The 15,610-nt window shown below is 74.0% G+C and carries 13 protein-coding genes; 6 read left to right on the top strand and 7 right to left on the bottom strand.

From position 1 onward, the window contains the following. Window position 1: 1 nt before the first annotated feature. From leuS to ACYVID_RS07125, 5 genes are all read right to left on the bottom strand, one after another. On the bottom strand, window positions 2-2,503 hold the full coding sequence (leuS, locus tag ACYVID_RS07145) for a leucine--tRNA ligase (protein WP_460735804.1): 2,502 nt from the start codon (window positions 2,501-2,503) through the stop codon (window positions 2-4). Window positions 2,504-2,675: 172 nt separating this feature from the next. Next, window positions 2,676-3,575 (bottom strand): LLM class flavin-dependent oxidoreductase, encoded by a 900-nt coding sequence (locus ACYVID_RS07140; RefSeq protein ID WP_460735802.1) that lies wholly within the window; start codon window positions 3,573-3,575, stop codon window positions 2,676-2,678. A 92-nt stretch (window positions 3,576-3,667) separates the two neighbouring features. Then, window positions 3,668-4,981 carry an MFS transporter gene (locus tag ACYVID_RS07135; protein WP_460735800.1) on the bottom strand — a complete coding sequence of 438 codons (1,314 nt, stop codon included), beginning with the start codon at window positions 4,979-4,981 and terminating at the stop codon, window positions 3,668-3,670. Window positions 4,982-5,192: 211 nt separating this feature from the next. Beyond that, window positions 5,193-6,008 (bottom strand): enoyl-CoA hydratase-related protein, encoded by an 816-nt coding sequence (locus tag ACYVID_RS07130; RefSeq protein ID WP_460735798.1) that lies wholly within the window; start codon window positions 6,006-6,008, stop codon window positions 5,193-5,195. Then, window positions 6,005-6,631 carry a rhomboid family intramembrane serine protease gene (locus ACYVID_RS07125; RefSeq protein ID WP_460735796.1) on the bottom strand — a complete coding sequence of 209 codons (627 nt, stop codon included), beginning with the start codon at window positions 6,629-6,631 and terminating at the stop codon, window positions 6,005-6,007. Before ACYVID_RS07125 ends, ACYVID_RS07130 begins: the two co-directional genes overlap by 4 nt. 77 nt (window positions 6,632-6,708) lie before the next feature. On the opposite strand from ACYVID_RS07125, the gene ACYVID_RS07120 reads away from it, so the two are divergent. Further along, window positions 6,709-7,482, top strand: coding sequence for an SDR family NAD(P)-dependent oxidoreductase (locus ACYVID_RS07120; protein WP_300645777.1), 774 nt, complete (start codon window positions 6,709-6,711; stop codon window positions 7,480-7,482). 108 nt (window positions 7,483-7,590) lie between these two features. Here the strand turns inward: ACYVID_RS07120 and ACYVID_RS07115 are convergent, their stop codons facing one another. Both ACYVID_RS07115 and ACYVID_RS07110 read right to left on the bottom strand, forming a co-directional pair. Continuing rightward, window positions 7,591-9,705 (bottom strand): PhoX family protein, encoded by a 2,115-nt coding sequence (locus ACYVID_RS07115; RefSeq protein ID WP_460735794.1) that lies wholly within the window; start codon window positions 9,703-9,705, stop codon window positions 7,591-7,593. Between the two features lie 166 nt (window positions 9,706-9,871). Continuing rightward, window positions 9,872-10,831, bottom strand: a complete 960-nt coding sequence (locus tag ACYVID_RS07110) for an AraC family transcriptional regulator (RefSeq protein ID WP_460735792.1) — start codon at window positions 10,829-10,831, stop codon at window positions 9,872-9,874. 70 nt (window positions 10,832-10,901) lie between these two features. On the opposite strand from ACYVID_RS07110, the gene ACYVID_RS07105 reads away from it, so the two are divergent. The 5 genes from ACYVID_RS07105 (at window position 10,902) to ACYVID_RS07085 (ending at window position 15,582) form a co-directional block, all read left to right on the top strand. Further along, entirely contained in the window at window positions 10,902-12,404 is a 1,503-nt protein-coding gene (locus tag ACYVID_RS07105; protein WP_460735790.1) for a flavin-containing monooxygenase, read from the top strand. Continuing rightward, window positions 12,401-13,030: an acetoacetate decarboxylase family protein gene (locus ACYVID_RS07100; RefSeq protein ID WP_460735788.1), complete on the top strand. Its 630-nt coding sequence runs from the start codon at window positions 12,401-12,403 to the stop codon at window positions 13,028-13,030. The genes ACYVID_RS07105 and ACYVID_RS07100 overlap by 4 nt, the downstream gene beginning before the upstream one ends. A 34-nt stretch (window positions 13,031-13,064) precedes the next feature. Beyond that, complete coding sequence (locus ACYVID_RS07095) at window positions 13,065-13,760, top strand: acyltransferase (protein ID WP_460735786.1); 696 nt, start codon at window positions 13,065-13,067, stop codon at window positions 13,758-13,760. Window positions 13,761-13,873: 113 nt separating this feature from the next. Further along, window positions 13,874-14,197: a putative quinol monooxygenase gene (locus ACYVID_RS07090; RefSeq protein ID WP_460735784.1), complete on the top strand. Its 324-nt coding sequence runs from the start codon at window positions 13,874-13,876 to the stop codon at window positions 14,195-14,197. A gap of 35 nt (window positions 14,198-14,232) precedes the next feature. Continuing rightward, window positions 14,233-15,582, top strand: a complete 1,350-nt coding sequence (locus ACYVID_RS07085; protein ID WP_460735782.1) for an FAD-binding oxidoreductase — start codon at window positions 14,233-14,235, stop codon at window positions 15,580-15,582. Window positions 15,583-15,610: the final 28 nt, after the last annotated feature.

The raw sequence follows: 15,610 nt of genomic DNA, 5'->3' as shown, positions 1-15,610 counted from the left end.
CTCAGACCACCACGTTGACCAGCTTGGGCGCGCGCACGACCACGGTGCGGACCGCGGCGTCGCCGATGGCGCGCTGCACGTCGGGGTCGGCCAGCGCGGCCTCGCGCAGGGCGTCCTCGGTGACGTCGGGCGCCACCTCCAGCCGCGCCTTGACCTTGCCCCTGACCTGCACGACGCAGGTGACGGTGTCCTCGACCAGCAGCGCGGGGTCGACGGCCGGCCAGCCGGCGCGGGCCACCGTGCGGTCGTGGTCGGGGTTGTTGCCCAGCCGCTCCCACATCTCCTCGGCGACGTACGGCGCCACCAGCGACAGCAGCACCGCGACCGCCTCCACGGCCTCGCGCACCGCCGGGTCGGCGGGGCCGCACCCGGAGTCGATGGCCTTGCGGGTGGCGTTGACCAGCTCCATGACCCGCGCGACGACCACGTTGAAGCGGTAGGACTCCACCAGCTCGGCCGCGTCGTGCACGGTCCGGGCGGTGACCCGGCGCAGCGCGGGGTCACCGTCGTCGAAGGAGACCCCGGGATCGGAGGTGACGTCGCCCGACAGCCGCCAGGCGCGCTGCAGGAACTTCAGCGACCCCTCGGGCGACATGTTGGCCCAGTCGATGTCGTCCTCGGGCGGGCCGGCGAAGACCAGCGTCAGGCGCACCGCGTCGACCCCGAAGGCGTCCAGCTGCTCGCCCAGGTTGACGCCGTTGCCCAGGGACTTCGACATCTTCTTGCCCTGGTTGATGACGAAGCCCTGGTTGAGCTGCGCCGACCACGGCTCGCGGAAGTCGACCAGGCCCATGTCGTTGAGGACCTTGGTGAAGAACCGGCCGTAGAGCAGGTGCAGGACCGCGTGCTCGACGCCACCGACGTACAGGTTGGTCGGCATCCACGCGTTGACCTTGGCGCTGTCGAAGACGCGATCGGTCTCGTGCGGGGAGCAGTAGCGGAACATGTACCAGCTGGAGTCGACGAAGGTGTCCATGGTGTCCCCGTCGCGGGTCGCCGGGCCGCCGCACGTGGGGCAGGTGGTGTTGACCCAGTCGGTGGCCGCGGCCAGCGGCGAGGTGCCCTGCGGCTTCAGGTCGGCGCCGCGCAGCTCGGGCAGCAGCACCGGCAGCTGGTCCTCGGGCACCAGCACCTCGCCGTCCACCGGGCAGTGCACGACCGGGATCGGGGCGCCCCAGTAGCGCTGGCGGCTCAGCAGCCAGTCGCGCAGCCGGAAGTTGACCGCGCCCCGGCCGGCCTCCATCTCCTCCAGGAAGTCGATGGTCGCGCGCTTGGCGTCGGCGACCGAGAGCCCGTTCAGGGTCAGCGCCGAGGTCACGCCGGGGGCGGGTGAGTTGATGGCCGGGCCCTCGCCGGCGTACGCCTCGCCCTCGAAGCCGTCGGGGACCTGGGTGGTGCGCACGATCGGCAGCCCCATCGCGGTGGCGAACTCCCAGTCGCGCTGGTCGCCGCCGGGCACGCCCATCACCGCACCGGTGCCGTAGTCGGCCAGGACGTAGTCGGTGGCCCACACGGGGATCTGCTCGCCGGTGACGGGGTTGGTGGCGGTGACGCCCAGGTCGACGCCGGTCTTGGGCCGGTCGGTGGCCAGGCGCTCGATCTCGCTGGCCTTGCGGACCTCCTCGCGGTAGGCCTCGAAGGCCGGGCGCTGCGCGTCGGTCACCAGCTCCTCGGCCAGCGCGGCGTCGACGGCCACGACCATGAACGTGGTGCCGAAGATGGTGTCGGGACGCGTCGTGTAGACGGTGACCGGCTCGTCACGCCCGGCGATCGCGAAGTCGACGTGCGCGCCCTCGGAGCGGCCGATCCAGTTGCGCTGCGCGGTGACGACGCGGTCGGGCCAGGTCTTCTCCAGCTCGTCCAGGCCGTCCAGCAGCTCCTGGGCGTAGTCGGTGATCTTGAAGTACCACTGGGTCAGCTCCTTCTTGGTCACCTCCGCCCCGCACCGCTCGCACGTGCCCTGCACGACCTGCTCGTTGGCCAGCACCGTCTGGTCCTGCGGGCACCAGTTGACGGGGCTGTTCTTCCGGTACGCCAGGCCGCGCTCGTAGAACTTGGCGAACAGCCACTGGGTCCAGCGGTAGTACTCCGGGTCGCTGGTGTTGAAGGTGCGCGTCCAGTCGAAGGAGGCGGCGTACTTCTGGCAGGACTCGATGGACTTGGCGATGTTGGCCCGGGTGTAGGTCGCAGGGTGCTCGTCGTTGCGGATCGCGGCGTTCTCCGCGGGCAGGCCGAAGGAGTCGAACCCCATGGGGTTGAGCACCTCGAAGCCGCGCTGCCACCAGTAGCGCGCCATGACGTCGTGCAGCGCGAAGACCTCGGCGTGACCCATGTGCAGGTCGCCGGAGGGATAGGGGAACATCGTCAGCGCGTACTTCTTCTCCCGCGGGGAGTCGTCGTCGGCCTTGAAGGGCTGCAGCCGGTCCCAGACCGGGCGCCACTTCTCCTCGACGGCCGTGACGTCGTACGTCGTCGGGTCCTGCTCCTGCTGCTGCTCGCTCATCGCTTCGTCTCTCTCACGTCTTCGGTGGACCTGGCTCGGGGTCTGGCTCGGGGCACAAAAAAACCCCTCGGGCACGAGGGGCAGCCGCGGCGGCGTGGTGCTGGCCGTCGCGGCTAGGTAAGGAGCAGGTCCTGGCGCACGGGGGCGATGCTACTCGCCCCCGGCGCGCCCGTCACAGCGAGCCGACCAGCGCGGCCACCTCCTCGACCTGGCGCACGTCGGAGCCGGTGGGGATCAGCTGGACCTCGTCGGCGCCGGCGTCGGCCATCCGCAGCAGCACCTCGCGCAGCCCGGTCAGCGTGCCGGCGTACCCGGTCGTCGGGGCCATGGCGTCGACGAGGTCGGCGGGGATCCAGTTCATGTAGTGGCGCAGGTGACGGTGGACCTGGGCCCGCGCCGACCCATCGCCGTCGTCGAGGGCGAACCAGAACGACGTGGCCAGGTGCGGTGCGGGCCTGCCTGCCTCGGCCCAGGCGGTGCGGGCGGTGTCGAAGAGGGCCGCGACCCCGGTCGGGTCGAGGTCGAGCGTGACCCCGGCCAGGCCCTGCGCCCAGGCGGCGGCGTGCCGGACGGTGCGCGGCCCCATGGTGCCGACGTGCACCGGCGGACCACCCGCCTGCAGCGGGGGCGGACCGACCGGCAGCGTCGCGCCCGTGACGTCCTCCCCCGCCCAGACCCGACGCATCACCGCGACCCGGTCGGCCATCTGCTGCATGGTCTGGGTGGCCGGGTCGGCGCCGGCCGCGCGGTAGTCCTCCTCGCGCCCACCGACCCCGACGCCGATGGTCAGCCGACCGCCGCTGAGCCGGTCGGCGGTCGCGAGCGCCTTGGCGAGGGTGACCGGGTCGTGCAGCTGCGGCACCAGGACCGTGGTGACGATCGGCACCCGCGAGGTCCACGCCGCGACGGCGCCGAGCAGCGTGAGCGAGTGCGGGTTGGCGAAGGCCATCCGCTCCCCGAAGCAGAGGCTGGAGAACGGCCCCTCGTCGATCGCCCGCGCCCAGCGCTCGAGGGTGTCGGGTGCGTCCCACAGGTCCGGCTCCATCACGGGGAGCGTCATGCCCAGCTGCATGGCCGGATGCTGCCACAGTCGACCGGGGTGGACCGGTGGTCGGCCGAGCGGGCAGGACTTTTGGGACGTCCTGCCCGCTCGGCGTTCCCGGGTCAGTCGACGGGGGCGGGGTCCGCCTCGAGGACGGGGCGGCGCAGGAGCGGGGCGAGGACGAGCAGGGCGAGCAGCGGGAGGGCGGCGAGGACGACCAGGGCCGTACCCATCCCCACGGTGTCGCCGAGACCGCCGACCACGGCGGAGCCGACCGAGCCGCCGGTGAGGAACACCAGCGTCGCGACGCCGAGCGCCACCCCGCGGACCTCCGCGGGGACGGCCTGGCCGACGGCAGCCGACAGGGCCGGCTGGCCGAGCAGGAAGGCGAAGGTGACCACGACGACAGCGGCGGCGATGACCGCGACCTGGGAGGTGCCGACGCCGATCGCGGAGACGGCGAGCGCGAACGAGGCGCTGCCGGCACTGATCGCCAGCGAGCGCGAGGGGCCGATCCGGCTCAGGAGCGGGCCGGTGACCCGCGGCACCACCAGCGCGACCAGCGCGCTGGGCACCAGCAGCATCCCGACCTGCCACGGCTCCCAGCCGTCGGCCACCAGCACCGCCGGGACGGCGATGAGCAGGCCGAACCACGCGGCCGGGACCGCCGCGGCCGCGGTCGCGCTACGCACGACCGCGGGGTCGGAGACGACCACGAGCGGGAGGAACCCCTCGGGTCGACGGCGCACCCGCCGGGCCGTGACGGGGGCACCCAGCACGAGCAGCACCGCGCCCACCAGGGCGACGACGACACCGGTCGAGGGCGACTGCACGAGGAGCACCAGCCCCGCGGCGGTGAGCCCGACCAGCACGGCGCCCGGGACGTCGAGGTCGGCGCCGCTGCCGGTGGCGCCCAGCGCGTGCCAGAGCAGTGGCAGCACCAGCAGACCGAGCGCCGGCAGCGCGAGGACGGCCCGCCAGCCGAAGGCGGCCTCGATCGCCCCGCCCATTAGCGGACCCAGGCTGGCGACCACCGCCGACCAGCCCGCGAGCCGACCCAGCGCGAGGTCGCGGACGGCGCCGTCGTACCGCGCGCTGAGGGCGGCGACGCCGAGCACGGGCACCGCGGCTGCACCGGCTCCTTGGAGCAGGCGGGCGAGCAGGAGGAGGGGGTACGTCGGCGCGAGGGCCGCCGCGACGGCGCCGCCGGCCATCATCGCGACGCCGACCAGCAGCGGGGTGCGCACCCCGACCAGGTCGGAGATCCGTCCGTGCACGGCGGTGGTGACGGCCAGCAGCAGCGCGTAGAGGCTGATCACCCACGCGGCCTGGCCGACCGAGACGTCGAACTCAGCCGCCACGTCGGACAGCACGATCGCCGCGGAGGCCGAGCCGGAGGCGGACAGGCCGAAGAGGAGACCGAGGACGGTGCTCACCCGGCGGGAGTCGTCGGATGACGCGTGCGGGCTCGCAGGAGGATTCGCGGCCGAGGTCACGACGGGGTGCAACAGCTCAGGACGGCGGAGCATTCCAACAGCGGCTGCTTCATCGGCCGGCCGCTGGAACGCACGCCGGGCCGATGAAGCTGCAGCGTCCCGCCGTCAGGTTCATCGGCCGGCCGATGAAATGGCCGCTCGGCCGGCCCGCTCAGCCGCGGAAGGCGGGCTTCTCCTTGGCCAGGAACGCGCGGACACCCTCGGCGAAGTCGGGTCCGGTGTAGACCTCGCGGAGCATCTCGGCGTCGCCCTCGGGCGAGGCCTCCAGCCGGCGGGCGCGGTCGAGCAGCTGGCCCTTGGTCGCGCGGATGGTGACCGGGCTGGCGGCGGCCAGGCCCTCGAGCAGCCGGGCGAGCTCGGCGTCGAGCTCCTCGGCGTCCGGGGCCACCGCCATCACCGCACCGACGGCGTGGGCGCGCGGGGCGTCGACCAGCCGGGAGGCGAGCAGCATCTCCCGGGTCAGCGACTCCCCGAAGACGCTCGCACAGCGGTAGACGATCGAGCCGGCCAGCGCGTTGCCGAGGGTGCGGGCGATCGGGTAGCCGAACCGGGAGCCGGCCGTGGCCAGGCGCAGGTCGCAGTGGGTGGCCACGGCCAGTCCCCCGCCGACGCAGACCCCGTCGACCACCGCGACGGTCACCTGCGGCAGGGCGAAGAGCGCCTCGAGCAGCTCGCGGATCCAGTCCTCGTAGGCCACCGGCTCCTGCTCCAGGAAGTCGGAGATCTCGTTGCCGGCGGCGAAGGCCCGGCCACCGGCCCCGCGCAGCACGAGCACCCGGGTGTCGGCGTCCTGGACCAGCTCCGCGCAGAGCGCGCGCATCGCGGCGTACATCTCGCGGGTGAAGGCGTTGTGCCGGTGCGGCCGGTCGAAGGTCACGGTCACGACGCCGGGGGTGCGCTCGATCCGGAGGTCGCTGGTCGCGGGGACCTGGGTCGCGGGGTCCTGGGCGGCGGGGTCCTGGCTCACGCGCGCCGACGGTACGGCGTCGGGGCAGCCTCGCGGGTCTCGTCCCGGCTCGCGAACCGCCGCGCCGCGACGAGCCCGCCGACCGCCCCGAAGAGGTGCCCCTGCCAGGAGATCCCGGGCTGTCCGGGCAGCATGCCCCACAGGATGCCGCCGTAGGCGAGGAAGAGCAGGGCCCCCAGCAGCACCTGGCCCAGGCTCTGGGCGAACCAGCCGCGCAGCACCAGGAAGACCAGCCAGCCGAAGACCAGCCCCGACGCCCCGACGTGCACGGTGTCCGAGGGCGCGACCAGCCAGGTCCCGATGCCGGCCACGAGCCAGATGACGGCCGTCACGGCGAGCCCGCGGCCGATGTTGCCCAGCAGGGTCAGGAACATCAGCAGCAGCACGAGCGGGGTGTTGGCCTCCAGGTGCCCCCAGCCGCCGTGCAGCAGCGGCGCGAGGAGCACGCCGAGGAGCCCCTCGGAGCTGCGCGGGCGGATGCCGTCGTCGTCGAGCACCGCGGGTGTCCACTGGTCCCAGGCCTCGAGGACCCACAGGAGTGCGGTGAACCCCAGAGTCAGCGCCGCGGCCGTCGGCCACGTGCGCGGTCGGCTACCGATGCGGGTGGAGGAGGCGGGTGCCATGCCCCCGAGCGTACGGGCCGCGACACGGGACCGAGCGAGTGATCGGTCCGGGACCACCGCTCCCCTACGATGCCCGCATGAGCACTCCGAGCACCGTGCCCGACATGTTCCGCCTCGACGGGAAGGTCGCGATCGTCACCGGCGCCTCCAGCGGCCTGGGCGTCGCCTTCGCCCAGGGCCTGGCCGAGGCCGGCGCCGACGTCGTGCTCGGCGCCCGCCGGGTCGACCGGCTCGCCGACACCGCGAAGCTGGTCGAGGCCGCCGGCCGCAAGGCCCTGTGCGTGGCGACCGACGTGGCGAGGCCGGAGGACTGCACGAACATCGTGGCGCTGGCGATGGAGGAGTTCGGCCACGTCGACGTGCTGGTCAACAACGCCGGCATCGGCACCGCCGTCCCAGCCACCCGCGAGAGCGTCGAGCAGTTCACGAACGTCATCGACGTCAACCTCAACGGCTGTTACTGGATGGCCCAGGCCTGCGGCCGCGTCATGGGTGAGGGCTCGAGCATCATCAACATCTCCTCGGTCCTCGGCATCACCACCGCGGGCCTCCCCCAGGCGGCGTACGCCGCCTCCAAGGCCGGCCTCAACGGGCTGACCCGCGACCTGGCGCAGCAGTGGACCGGGCGCAAGGGCATCCGGGTCAACTCCATCGCCCCGGGCTTCTTCGCCTCCGAGATGACCGAGCAGTACCCGCCCGGCTACCTGGAGTCCCAGCAGGGGCGCATCCCCGCCGGCCGCAAGGGCGACCCGCGCGAGCTGGCCGCCGCCGTGGTCTTCCTCGCCAGCCCGGCGGGCGGGTACGTCACGGGGCAGACCCTCGCCGTCGACGGCGGCATGACGATCACCTGACCACCCGGTCGCGTACGCCGGCACGCGCACGGCACACGCACCGCGCCCCCGGGACCTGCTCGGTCCCGGGGGCGCGGTCGTTGTACGACGCGGCGCTCGCCTGCGGCGTCAGCGGCGCCGGAACGCGACGACCACCGACGGGCGCGGGAAGTCGTCGGTGTGCGGCCACGTCGAGGCCTGGTTCTCGAAGGTCGCCCCGTCGACCTCGCCCGGGTGCTGGACGGCGAAGAAGAGCGACCGGTTGGCGTCGGTGATGAGCGGCCCGCAGGCCTCCGCGCCGCGCGGCATCGTGACGAACTGCTGGACGTTGCCGCGCTCGGGACCCTCGGTCGGCACCCGGAAGATGCCGTCGTTGGACCCCAGGACGTTGCCGTCGGTGGAGATCCACAGGTTGCCCTCGGAGTCGAAGGCGACGTTGTCCGGGCAGCTGATCGGGCTCACCTGCGCCTTGTCGAAGCCCGCGAAGTAGGTCTCGGGGGCCTCGGGGTCCCCGCAGACCAGCATCAGGTCCCAGGTGAAGGTGTCGGCGGTGTGGTCGTTGCCGGGCTGGGTCATCTCCAGCACGTAGCCGTTGCGGTTGCCCGAGGCCGGGGTCGGCGGGGCGCCCAGCGCCGGGCGGACCTGGGAGCTGGTGACGGGGTTGGCCTCGTCGGCGGCGAACCGGGTGCCGCGCTGGGAGTTGTTGGTCAGCGCGGCGTAGACCTTGCCGGTGGCCAGGTTGGGCTCGACGTCCTCGGGACGGTCCATCGCCGTGGCCGACACCGCGTCGGCCGCGAGCCGGGTGAAGATCAGCACGTCGGCGACCGACATGCCCGGCACGAAGGACTCGGTGTCGCTGCACAGCGGGATCCACTCGCCGGTGCCGTCGAAGGTGCCGTCCTCGGTGCCGTCGCCGACCAGCTTCGCGACGTACAGGGTGCCCTCGGTCAGCAGGCGCTTGTTGGCCTGGCGGGCCTTGCGCGAGGTGCCCTGGGCGACCTTGCGCTTGGAGACGAACTTGTAGAGGTAGTCCCCGCGCTCGTCGTCGCCCATGTAGGCCACGGCGTAGCCCTTCGACACGATGACGTTGGCGCCCTCGTGCTTGAAGCGTCCGAGCATGGTGTGCTTGACCGGCGCCTCGTCGGGCTCGTAGGGGTCGACCTCGACGATCCAGCCGTGGCGGTGCGGCTCGTGCGGCTCGGTGGTGAGGTCCCACTGCGGCTCGACGAGCGACCAGTTGCGGCCCGAGCCCGTGGCGTTGATGCCGTAGCGGGCGTACTCGTCGGTGTAGCGGGGATCCAGCTCGCCGCTGGCCTGGAAGTACTGGTTGAAGTTCTCCTCGCCCGAGAGCGAGGTGCCCCACGGGGTCATGCCGCCGGCGCAGTTGTTGAAGGTGCCCAGCACCCGGGTGCCGGTCGGGTCGTCGGCGGTCTTGAGCCGGTCGTCGCCGGCGGCCGGGCCGGTGACGACGAACTCGGTGCGGTGGTGGATGCGCCGGTTGTAGCGGGCCTTCTCGAGGTCGGTGACCGGGTACCACGAGCCGGGGACCAGGCCGCGGCGCAGCTCCACGATCGACATGCCGTGGTTGGCCAGGCCGATCTCGGCGACCTCCTCGGCGGAGTAGGTGTCGGCGGGGAACATCAGGTTCTCGTCGGTGTACTCGTGGTTGACCACGAGCAGCGCCCGGTCCTTCTTGTCGTTCCTGCTGGTCGTCAACGGGTGCACGCCCACGTAGTCGCAGTTGTAGCCGAACTGCATGCGGGCGGCCTCGCCGGACTGGTTGCGCACGTCGAAGTCGGGAGCGCCGGCGACGACCTTGTCGCCCCATCGGATGACGACCTCGTGGTCGAAGCCGGGGGCGGTGACCACGGCGTCGCGCTTGTTGGGGCGCACGGCGGTGAAGGCCGCGCGGGCCAGGTCGGCGGTCGGCGCGCCCGCACGGGCGGCGGCACCGCTGCCGGGGGCCGCGGCGGCAGGCGCCGCGACGGCGGCGGAGGCCAGGCCGCCGGGGACCAGGGTGCCCGAGCCGGCGGCCGCGCCCTTGAGCACCGAGCGCCGCGCCACGGCCTTGGCGATCTCGTCGCGCACGTGGCCGTTGCCCGAGGTGTTGGGCTCGGGGTGGTCGCAGGCGTTGCCGCAGCGGAAGAAGCAGGTCATCCGGCTGCGCGAGCCGTGCCGGTTCCCCTGCTCGTCGGCGAGCGGGGTGATGGAGAGCAGGGTGCGGCCCTCGGGCGCAGGAGTCATGGGGGACTCTCCCTTTCAGGGGATGGGCGTGGTCGGGAGCCGGGGTGCCGGCCGCGACGAAACCTAGGAAGCCCGCAGGTGCGGTTCGGCGGCCTCGACCTGTCCCCGGGACGACGGTTCGGTGAACGACCGGTGGTCTGGACCGCGCGCCGCCCGGCCGCGTCCCTCAGCGGGCCGCGCTCGGCGGGCGACCGGTCCAGCGCCGGTGCGCCCGGGTCAGCGGTGCGGTCTCGGCGTAGCCCAGCCGGGCCGCCACGTCGGCCACCGGGAGCCCCACGGCCAACAGCTCGGCGGCCAGGCCGGAGCGCACCTCCTCCACGAGCGCGCGGTAGCCCGTGCCCTCGGCCGCGAGCCGCCGGCGCAGGGTGCGCTCGGTGACACCGAGGGCTGCGGCCACCTCGGCCATCGGCGCCCCGTCGCGCAGCCGCTGGGCCACCAGCACCCGCACGTCGGCCACGACACCGGTGCGCTCGCGTCGCGGGAGGGCCAGCGCCTGGCAGGCGGCCTCGGCCGCCGCGTGGTCGGCGCCCCGCTCGCGCACGAGCGGCCGGTCCAGCTCACGGGCGGGGAAGGTCAGGGTCGCCCGGTCGCCTTCGACCACCTGCACCAGCCCGACCCCGCCGGGCACGAGCGAGGTCAGCACCGTGGCCACGGCCGTCGCGTCGCGCTCGAGCAGCCAGCGTCGTACGTCGCGGGGCAGGGCGGTCGCGTCGAGCTCGGCGACCACGCGCTCCTCCCCCGGCTCCCCCTCCAGCCGCGCCTGCGGGATGACGAAGGCGAAGCTGAGGTCGATGAAGCTCAGCGCGATGCCGACCGCCTCCCCCAGCGTGGCCGAGGCGCGCATCGCCCAGCCCATGACGCCGAAGGAGGCCGCGGTGTAGCGGCGCCCCACGTCGGCACCGCTGTCGGGCAGCAGCCGGGCCAGCGCCCGGACCACCCGCAGCTCCTGCGCGGCGGTGACGACCTGGACCCGGTCGAGGTCCTCGGCGCGCAGGCCCGAGCCCACGAGCAGCGGCGCCACCGGCAGGCCCGCGCGCTCGGCGTACCCGACGAGGTGCCGCACGCCCGCGGCCGAGCGCGGGAAGTCCCAGGCCGTGGCGCCGGGCGGCGGCAGCGTGCGGGACATGTCCGGAATGATCAACCAGATTCCCGTCGAAGTCTCCCCTGGCGCCGGGTCCGCTCCTAGCCTCGGAGCCGTGACCAGCACTCCCGCCCAGACCCCTGCCCCGCGCACCAGCCCGCGCGTGGTGATCGTCGGAGCCGGCTTCGGCGGCCTCGGCGCCGCACGCGCCCTGCTGCGCCGCGGCGTCACCGACGTGACCGTCCTCGAGCGCGGTGACTCCGTCGGTGGCGTGTGGCGCGACAACACCTACCCCAAGGCCGCCTGCGACGTGCCGTCCCCGCTCTACTCCTGGAGCTGGGCTCCCAACCCGCGCTGGGGCCGGCGCTACTCCGAGCAGCCGGAGATCCTCGACTACATCCAGCGCACCGCGCGGGAGGAGGGCCTGCTGCCCCTCGTCCGCACCGGCACCACCGTGCTCGGCGCCGAGCACGTCGACGGCGCCTGGCGCGTGCGCACCGCAGGCCCGGGCGGCTCCGCCGGCACGACGTACGACGCCGACGTGCTCGTCCTGGCCACCGGCCAGCTCTCGGAACCGGTCGTCCCGCGGCTCCCCGGCCTGACCACCTTCGAGGGCCCGGCCTTCCACTCCGCGCAGTGGCGCCACGACGTCGACCTGACCGGCAAGCGGGTCGCCGTCGTGGGCACCGGTGCGAGCGCGGTCCAGCTCGTCCCGGGCATCGTCGACCGGGTCGGCTCGATGACGGTCTTCCAGCGCTCGGCGCCCTACGTCGTGCCGAAGCCCGACCAGGCCTACGCCTCGTGGCACCACCGGCTCTTCGAGAAGCAGCCCGCCGTGCTCGCCGCCGAGCGCAACGTCGTCTACTGGCTCTCCGAGCGGCTCAACGGCGCCCTGGTGGGCAGCTCGCCGGTCAGCCGACCGTTCCTCGCCGCGCTCAAGACGGTCTGGCGCGCGCACCTGCGCCGCCAGGTCCCGGACGCCGAGCTGCGCCGCAAGCTCGTGCCCGACTACGACATCGGCTGCAAGCGGGTGCTGTTCTCCAACGAGTTCTACCCCGCGCTGGCCCGGCCCCACGTGGAGGTCGTCACCGAGCCGGTGACCTCGGTCGAGCCGACCGGCGTGGTCGACGCGACCGGTCGCCTGCACGAGGTCGACGTGATCGTGTGGGGCACCGGTTTCGCGGCCACCGACTTCCTGCGTGGCATGGAGGTCAGCGCGCCCGACGGTCGCAGGCTCGACGAGGTGTGGGCCGACGGCGCCCGCGCCCACCTGGGCCTCACCGTCCCGGGCTTCCCCAACTTCTTCACGATCTACGGGCCCAACACCAACCTCGGCGGCAGCTCGATCATCGGCATGCTCGAGGCGCAGGCCGACTACGTCGCGCAGGTCGCCGCCGCCATCCGCGAGGGCCGCCACCGCGCGGTCGCCCCGCGCGCGGCGGTGTGGGACGGCTTCGACCGCGAGGTCCAGGGCCGCCTGGCCACGTCCGCGTGGGCGGGCTGCGACAGCTGGTACACCGACGGTCGCCGGATCACGACGAACTGGCCCGGGCTGGTGCAGGAGTACAAGGACCGGTTGGCGGAGGTCGACTGGTCGGAGCTGGAGGAGGTCTCGTGAGCGAGCAGGTGACGGGTCGGCAGGAGTCGGCCGTGGACTACCCGCCGGAGCCGTGGGACCTGACCGGCACGGGCGCGATCACGACCTGGCGGGTGCCGGTCGTCGCGCTGCCGCCGCTGCCCAGCGGCGTACGTCCGGCCGTGTGGCGGGGCACCGCCCTGGTCACCACCGCCTTCGTCCGGTACGACGAGCGCGGGCTCATGGCCTACGACGAGCTGCTCGCCGCGGTGCTCGTGCGGCACGGCCGCGGCGTCGCGCTCTCGATCACCGACATCTGGGTGGACAGCCCCACCTCGGTCGCCGGCGGCCGCGGGCACTGGGGCATCCCCAAGGACCTCGCGACCTTCGGCGAGCGGTACGCCGAGACCTCGGACGGCCCGATCGCCGAGGCGTCGTTCTCCTCGCGTCGGGGCCCGGACCTGCGGCTGCCGCTGCCCCTGCGCGGGTCGGTCGTGCAGACCCTCGACGGGGCCACGAAGGCCAGCCCGATCCGGGCCAGCGGCACCGTCCGGCTCGCGACCGCCCGCTGGGACGTCGCCGACACCGGGCCGCTGGCCTGGCTGCGCGCCGGTCGCCCCGGGGTCAGCCTGCTGGCCCAGGACTTCTCGATGCGGTTCGGGTCCTGAGCAGCACCCCGGCCGCGACCACTAGTCTCCCGGCGTGACGTCACTGGGCAGGCGGGTCCTGAGCCCGCTGGTGCAGGCCGGCTGGGCCTGGTTGGACCGCGTGGGCGAGATCGTGCCGGGCACGCGCGCGGCCGCCCGCTTCGGCTCCTTCGGCGAGGGCTCGGCGATCGGCTTCCCGACCGCCACGATCATGAACCCGCGCGCCATCCACCTCGGCCGCGACACCCTCGTCGGGCGGCAGGTCACCCTGTCGGTGGGCTACGGCCCCGACGACCCCGGGATGCCCGAGCGCGGCCTCGTCATCGGTGACCGCTGCATCATCGGCGCCCGCTGCACCCTCACCGCCCACGAGTCGATCGTGGTGGGCGACGGCGTGTGGTTCGGGCAGGACGTCTTCGTCTCCGACGCCGGGCACGGCTACCAGGACCCCGACGTCCCGGTCGGCGAGCAGTTCGGCAGCCACGACCCGGTCGTCATCGGTCCCGGGTCCTGGATCGGGCACGGCGCGATCCTGCTCCAGGGCACCCGGCTGGGTCGCAACGTCGTGGTGGCCGCCGGTTCCGTGGTGCGCGGGGAGGTCCCGGACCACGCGGTCGTCGCGGGTGCCCCGGCCCGCGTCGTACGCCGCTACGAGCCGGGGCTCGGGTGGGTCGGGCGCACCGGTGACGTCCGTCCGGTGGTGCGCGCGGACTACCTCCAGGAGGCGCTGACCGAGCTGCGCGAGGCCTGACAGTACGGTGCGCGACCTCGGGCCGACCGGGCACGGCGCCCACGGGGTGCTGGCACCGGCGGCAGCCCGACGTAGGCTCGACCCGACCGTCCCTACGTCGGAGGAGAGAGTCCTTGATCTTCATCACCGCCCGCTTCCGCGTCAAGCCCGAGCACGCCGAGGCGTGGCCCGAGATCTCGCGCGAGTTCACCGAGGCGTGCCGGGCCGAGCCGGGCTGCCTGTGGTTCGACTGGGCGCGGGCGCTCGACGACCCGCACGAGTACTTCCTCACCGAGGCCTTCGCCGACGACGACGCCGCGGTCGCCCACGTGCGATCCGAGCACTTCAAGAAGGCCACGGCCGAGCTGCCGGCGTACCTCCTGGAGACCCCGCGCATCGTCAACGCGAAGGTCCCCGGCACGGACTGGTCCGAGCTCGGCGAGATGGCCGTCTCCTGACCGGGAGCCCGTTCGAGGCGCTCGGGCCCGACCTGGTGACCACCGACCCCGACCTGCTCGCCCCGGTCGCGGTGGACCAGGGCTGGGCCGGCGCCGGGAGTGGTGCGCAGCCGAGCACCGGGCCGGTGGCACTGGTCCGACCCCGCACCACGGCCGACGTCGCAGCGGCGCTGGCGATCGCCCACGAGCACCGCGTGCCCGTGGTGGTCCGCGGTGCCGGCTCCGGACTCGCGGGGGCGGCCACCGCTCCCCCGGGCTCGGTGGTCCTCTCCACCGCGCGGATGACCCGGATCCTCGAGCTCGACCCCGTCGAGCGGCTCGCGGTGGTGCAGCCGGGCGTCGTGACCGCCGAGCTGCGCGCGGCCGCCGCCCAGGCGGGACTCGCCTACCCGCCCGACCCCGGCTCGGTCGCCTACTCCACGATCGGCGGCAACGTCGCGACCAACGCGGGCGGCATGTGCTGCGTGAAGTACGGCGTCACCGGCGACTTCGTGCTCGGCCTGGAAGTCGTGTGGGCCGACGGCACCGTCTCCCGCACCGGGCGCCGCACCGTCAAGGGCGTCGCGGGCTACGACCTCACCTCGCTGCTCGTCGGCTCCGAGGGCACCCTTGGGGTGGTCACCGAGGTGACGCTGCGGCTGGTGCCGGCTCCCCCGCCGGCCCTGACGCTGGTCGCCACCTTCGGGACCCTCACCGCCGCCGGGGAGGCGGTCGGCGCCCTGGTCGGCGCCGGCCTGGACCTCTCTGCCCTCGAGGTCATGGACCGCACCACCCTGGCGGCCGTCGACGACCTCACCGGCATGGGGCTCGCCAGCGGGGCAGGACCGGACCGGCGTACGCCGGCAGCGATGCTGCTCGTGCAGTCCGACTCCCCCGCGGCCGCGGACGTGCTCGCCCGCGCCGCGGCGCTGTGCACGGGAGCAGACGACCTCGCCGTGGCCGAGGACCCCGCCGAGGGCGAGGCCCTGATGGAGGCCCGTCGTCAGGCGCTCCCGGCGCTGGAGCGGCTCGGGGACTGGATCCTCGACGACGTCTGCGTCCCCCGCGGCCGCACCGTGGCGCTGCTGCGGCGGGTCGAGGAGATCGCTGCGGCCGAGGGCCTGGTCATCGGTGTCTTCGGGCACGCCGGCGACGGCAACATGCATCCCACGATCGTCCACGACCGCAGCGACCCGGCCTCGGTCGCCGCCGCGCAGCGCGCCTTCGACGCCATCACCGCGGCCGCCCTGGACCTGGGCGGCACCATCACCGGCGAGCACGGCGTGGGCCGGCTCAAGCGCTCCTGGCTGGCCCGCGAGCTCGACCCGGGCACGCTGGCGGCCTCCCGCGCGGTCAAGGCCGCCCTGGACCCGCGCGGCATCCTCAACCCGGGCGCGGTGCTGTAGCCCGAGCCATGGAGGCCAGAGACGCAGA

The organism is Nocardioides ginkgobilobae (genome assembly GCF_054781275.1).
Note: the sequence above shows the minus strand (reverse complement) of the source record. Positions and strands in the feature narration are given on the sequence as shown.

What these genes read in the sequence shown, in the direction of transcription:
- leuS (WP_460735804.1), bottom strand. Translation starts at nt 2,503, where the DNA reads ATGAGCGAGCAGCAGCAGGAGCAGGACCCGACGACGTACGACGTCACG.
- ACYVID_RS07140 (WP_460735802.1), bottom strand. Translation starts at nt 3,575, where the DNA reads ATGCAGCTGGGCATGACGCTCCCCGTGATGGAGCCGGACCTGTGGGAC.
- ACYVID_RS07125 (WP_460735796.1), bottom strand. Translation starts at nt 6,631, where the DNA reads ATGGCACCCGCCTCCTCCACCCGCATCGGTAGCCGACCGCGCACGTGG.
- ACYVID_RS07120 (WP_300645777.1), top strand. Translation starts at nt 6,709, where the DNA reads ATGAGCACTCCGAGCACCGTGCCCGACATGTTCCGCCTCGACGGGAAG.
- ACYVID_RS07115 (WP_460735794.1), bottom strand. Translation starts at nt 9,705, where the DNA reads ATGACTCCTGCGCCCGAGGGCCGCACCCTGCTCTCCATCACCCCGCTC.
- ACYVID_RS07110 (WP_460735792.1), bottom strand. Translation starts at nt 10,831, where the DNA reads ATGTCCCGCACGCTGCCGCCGCCCGGCGCCACGGCCTGGGACTTCCCG.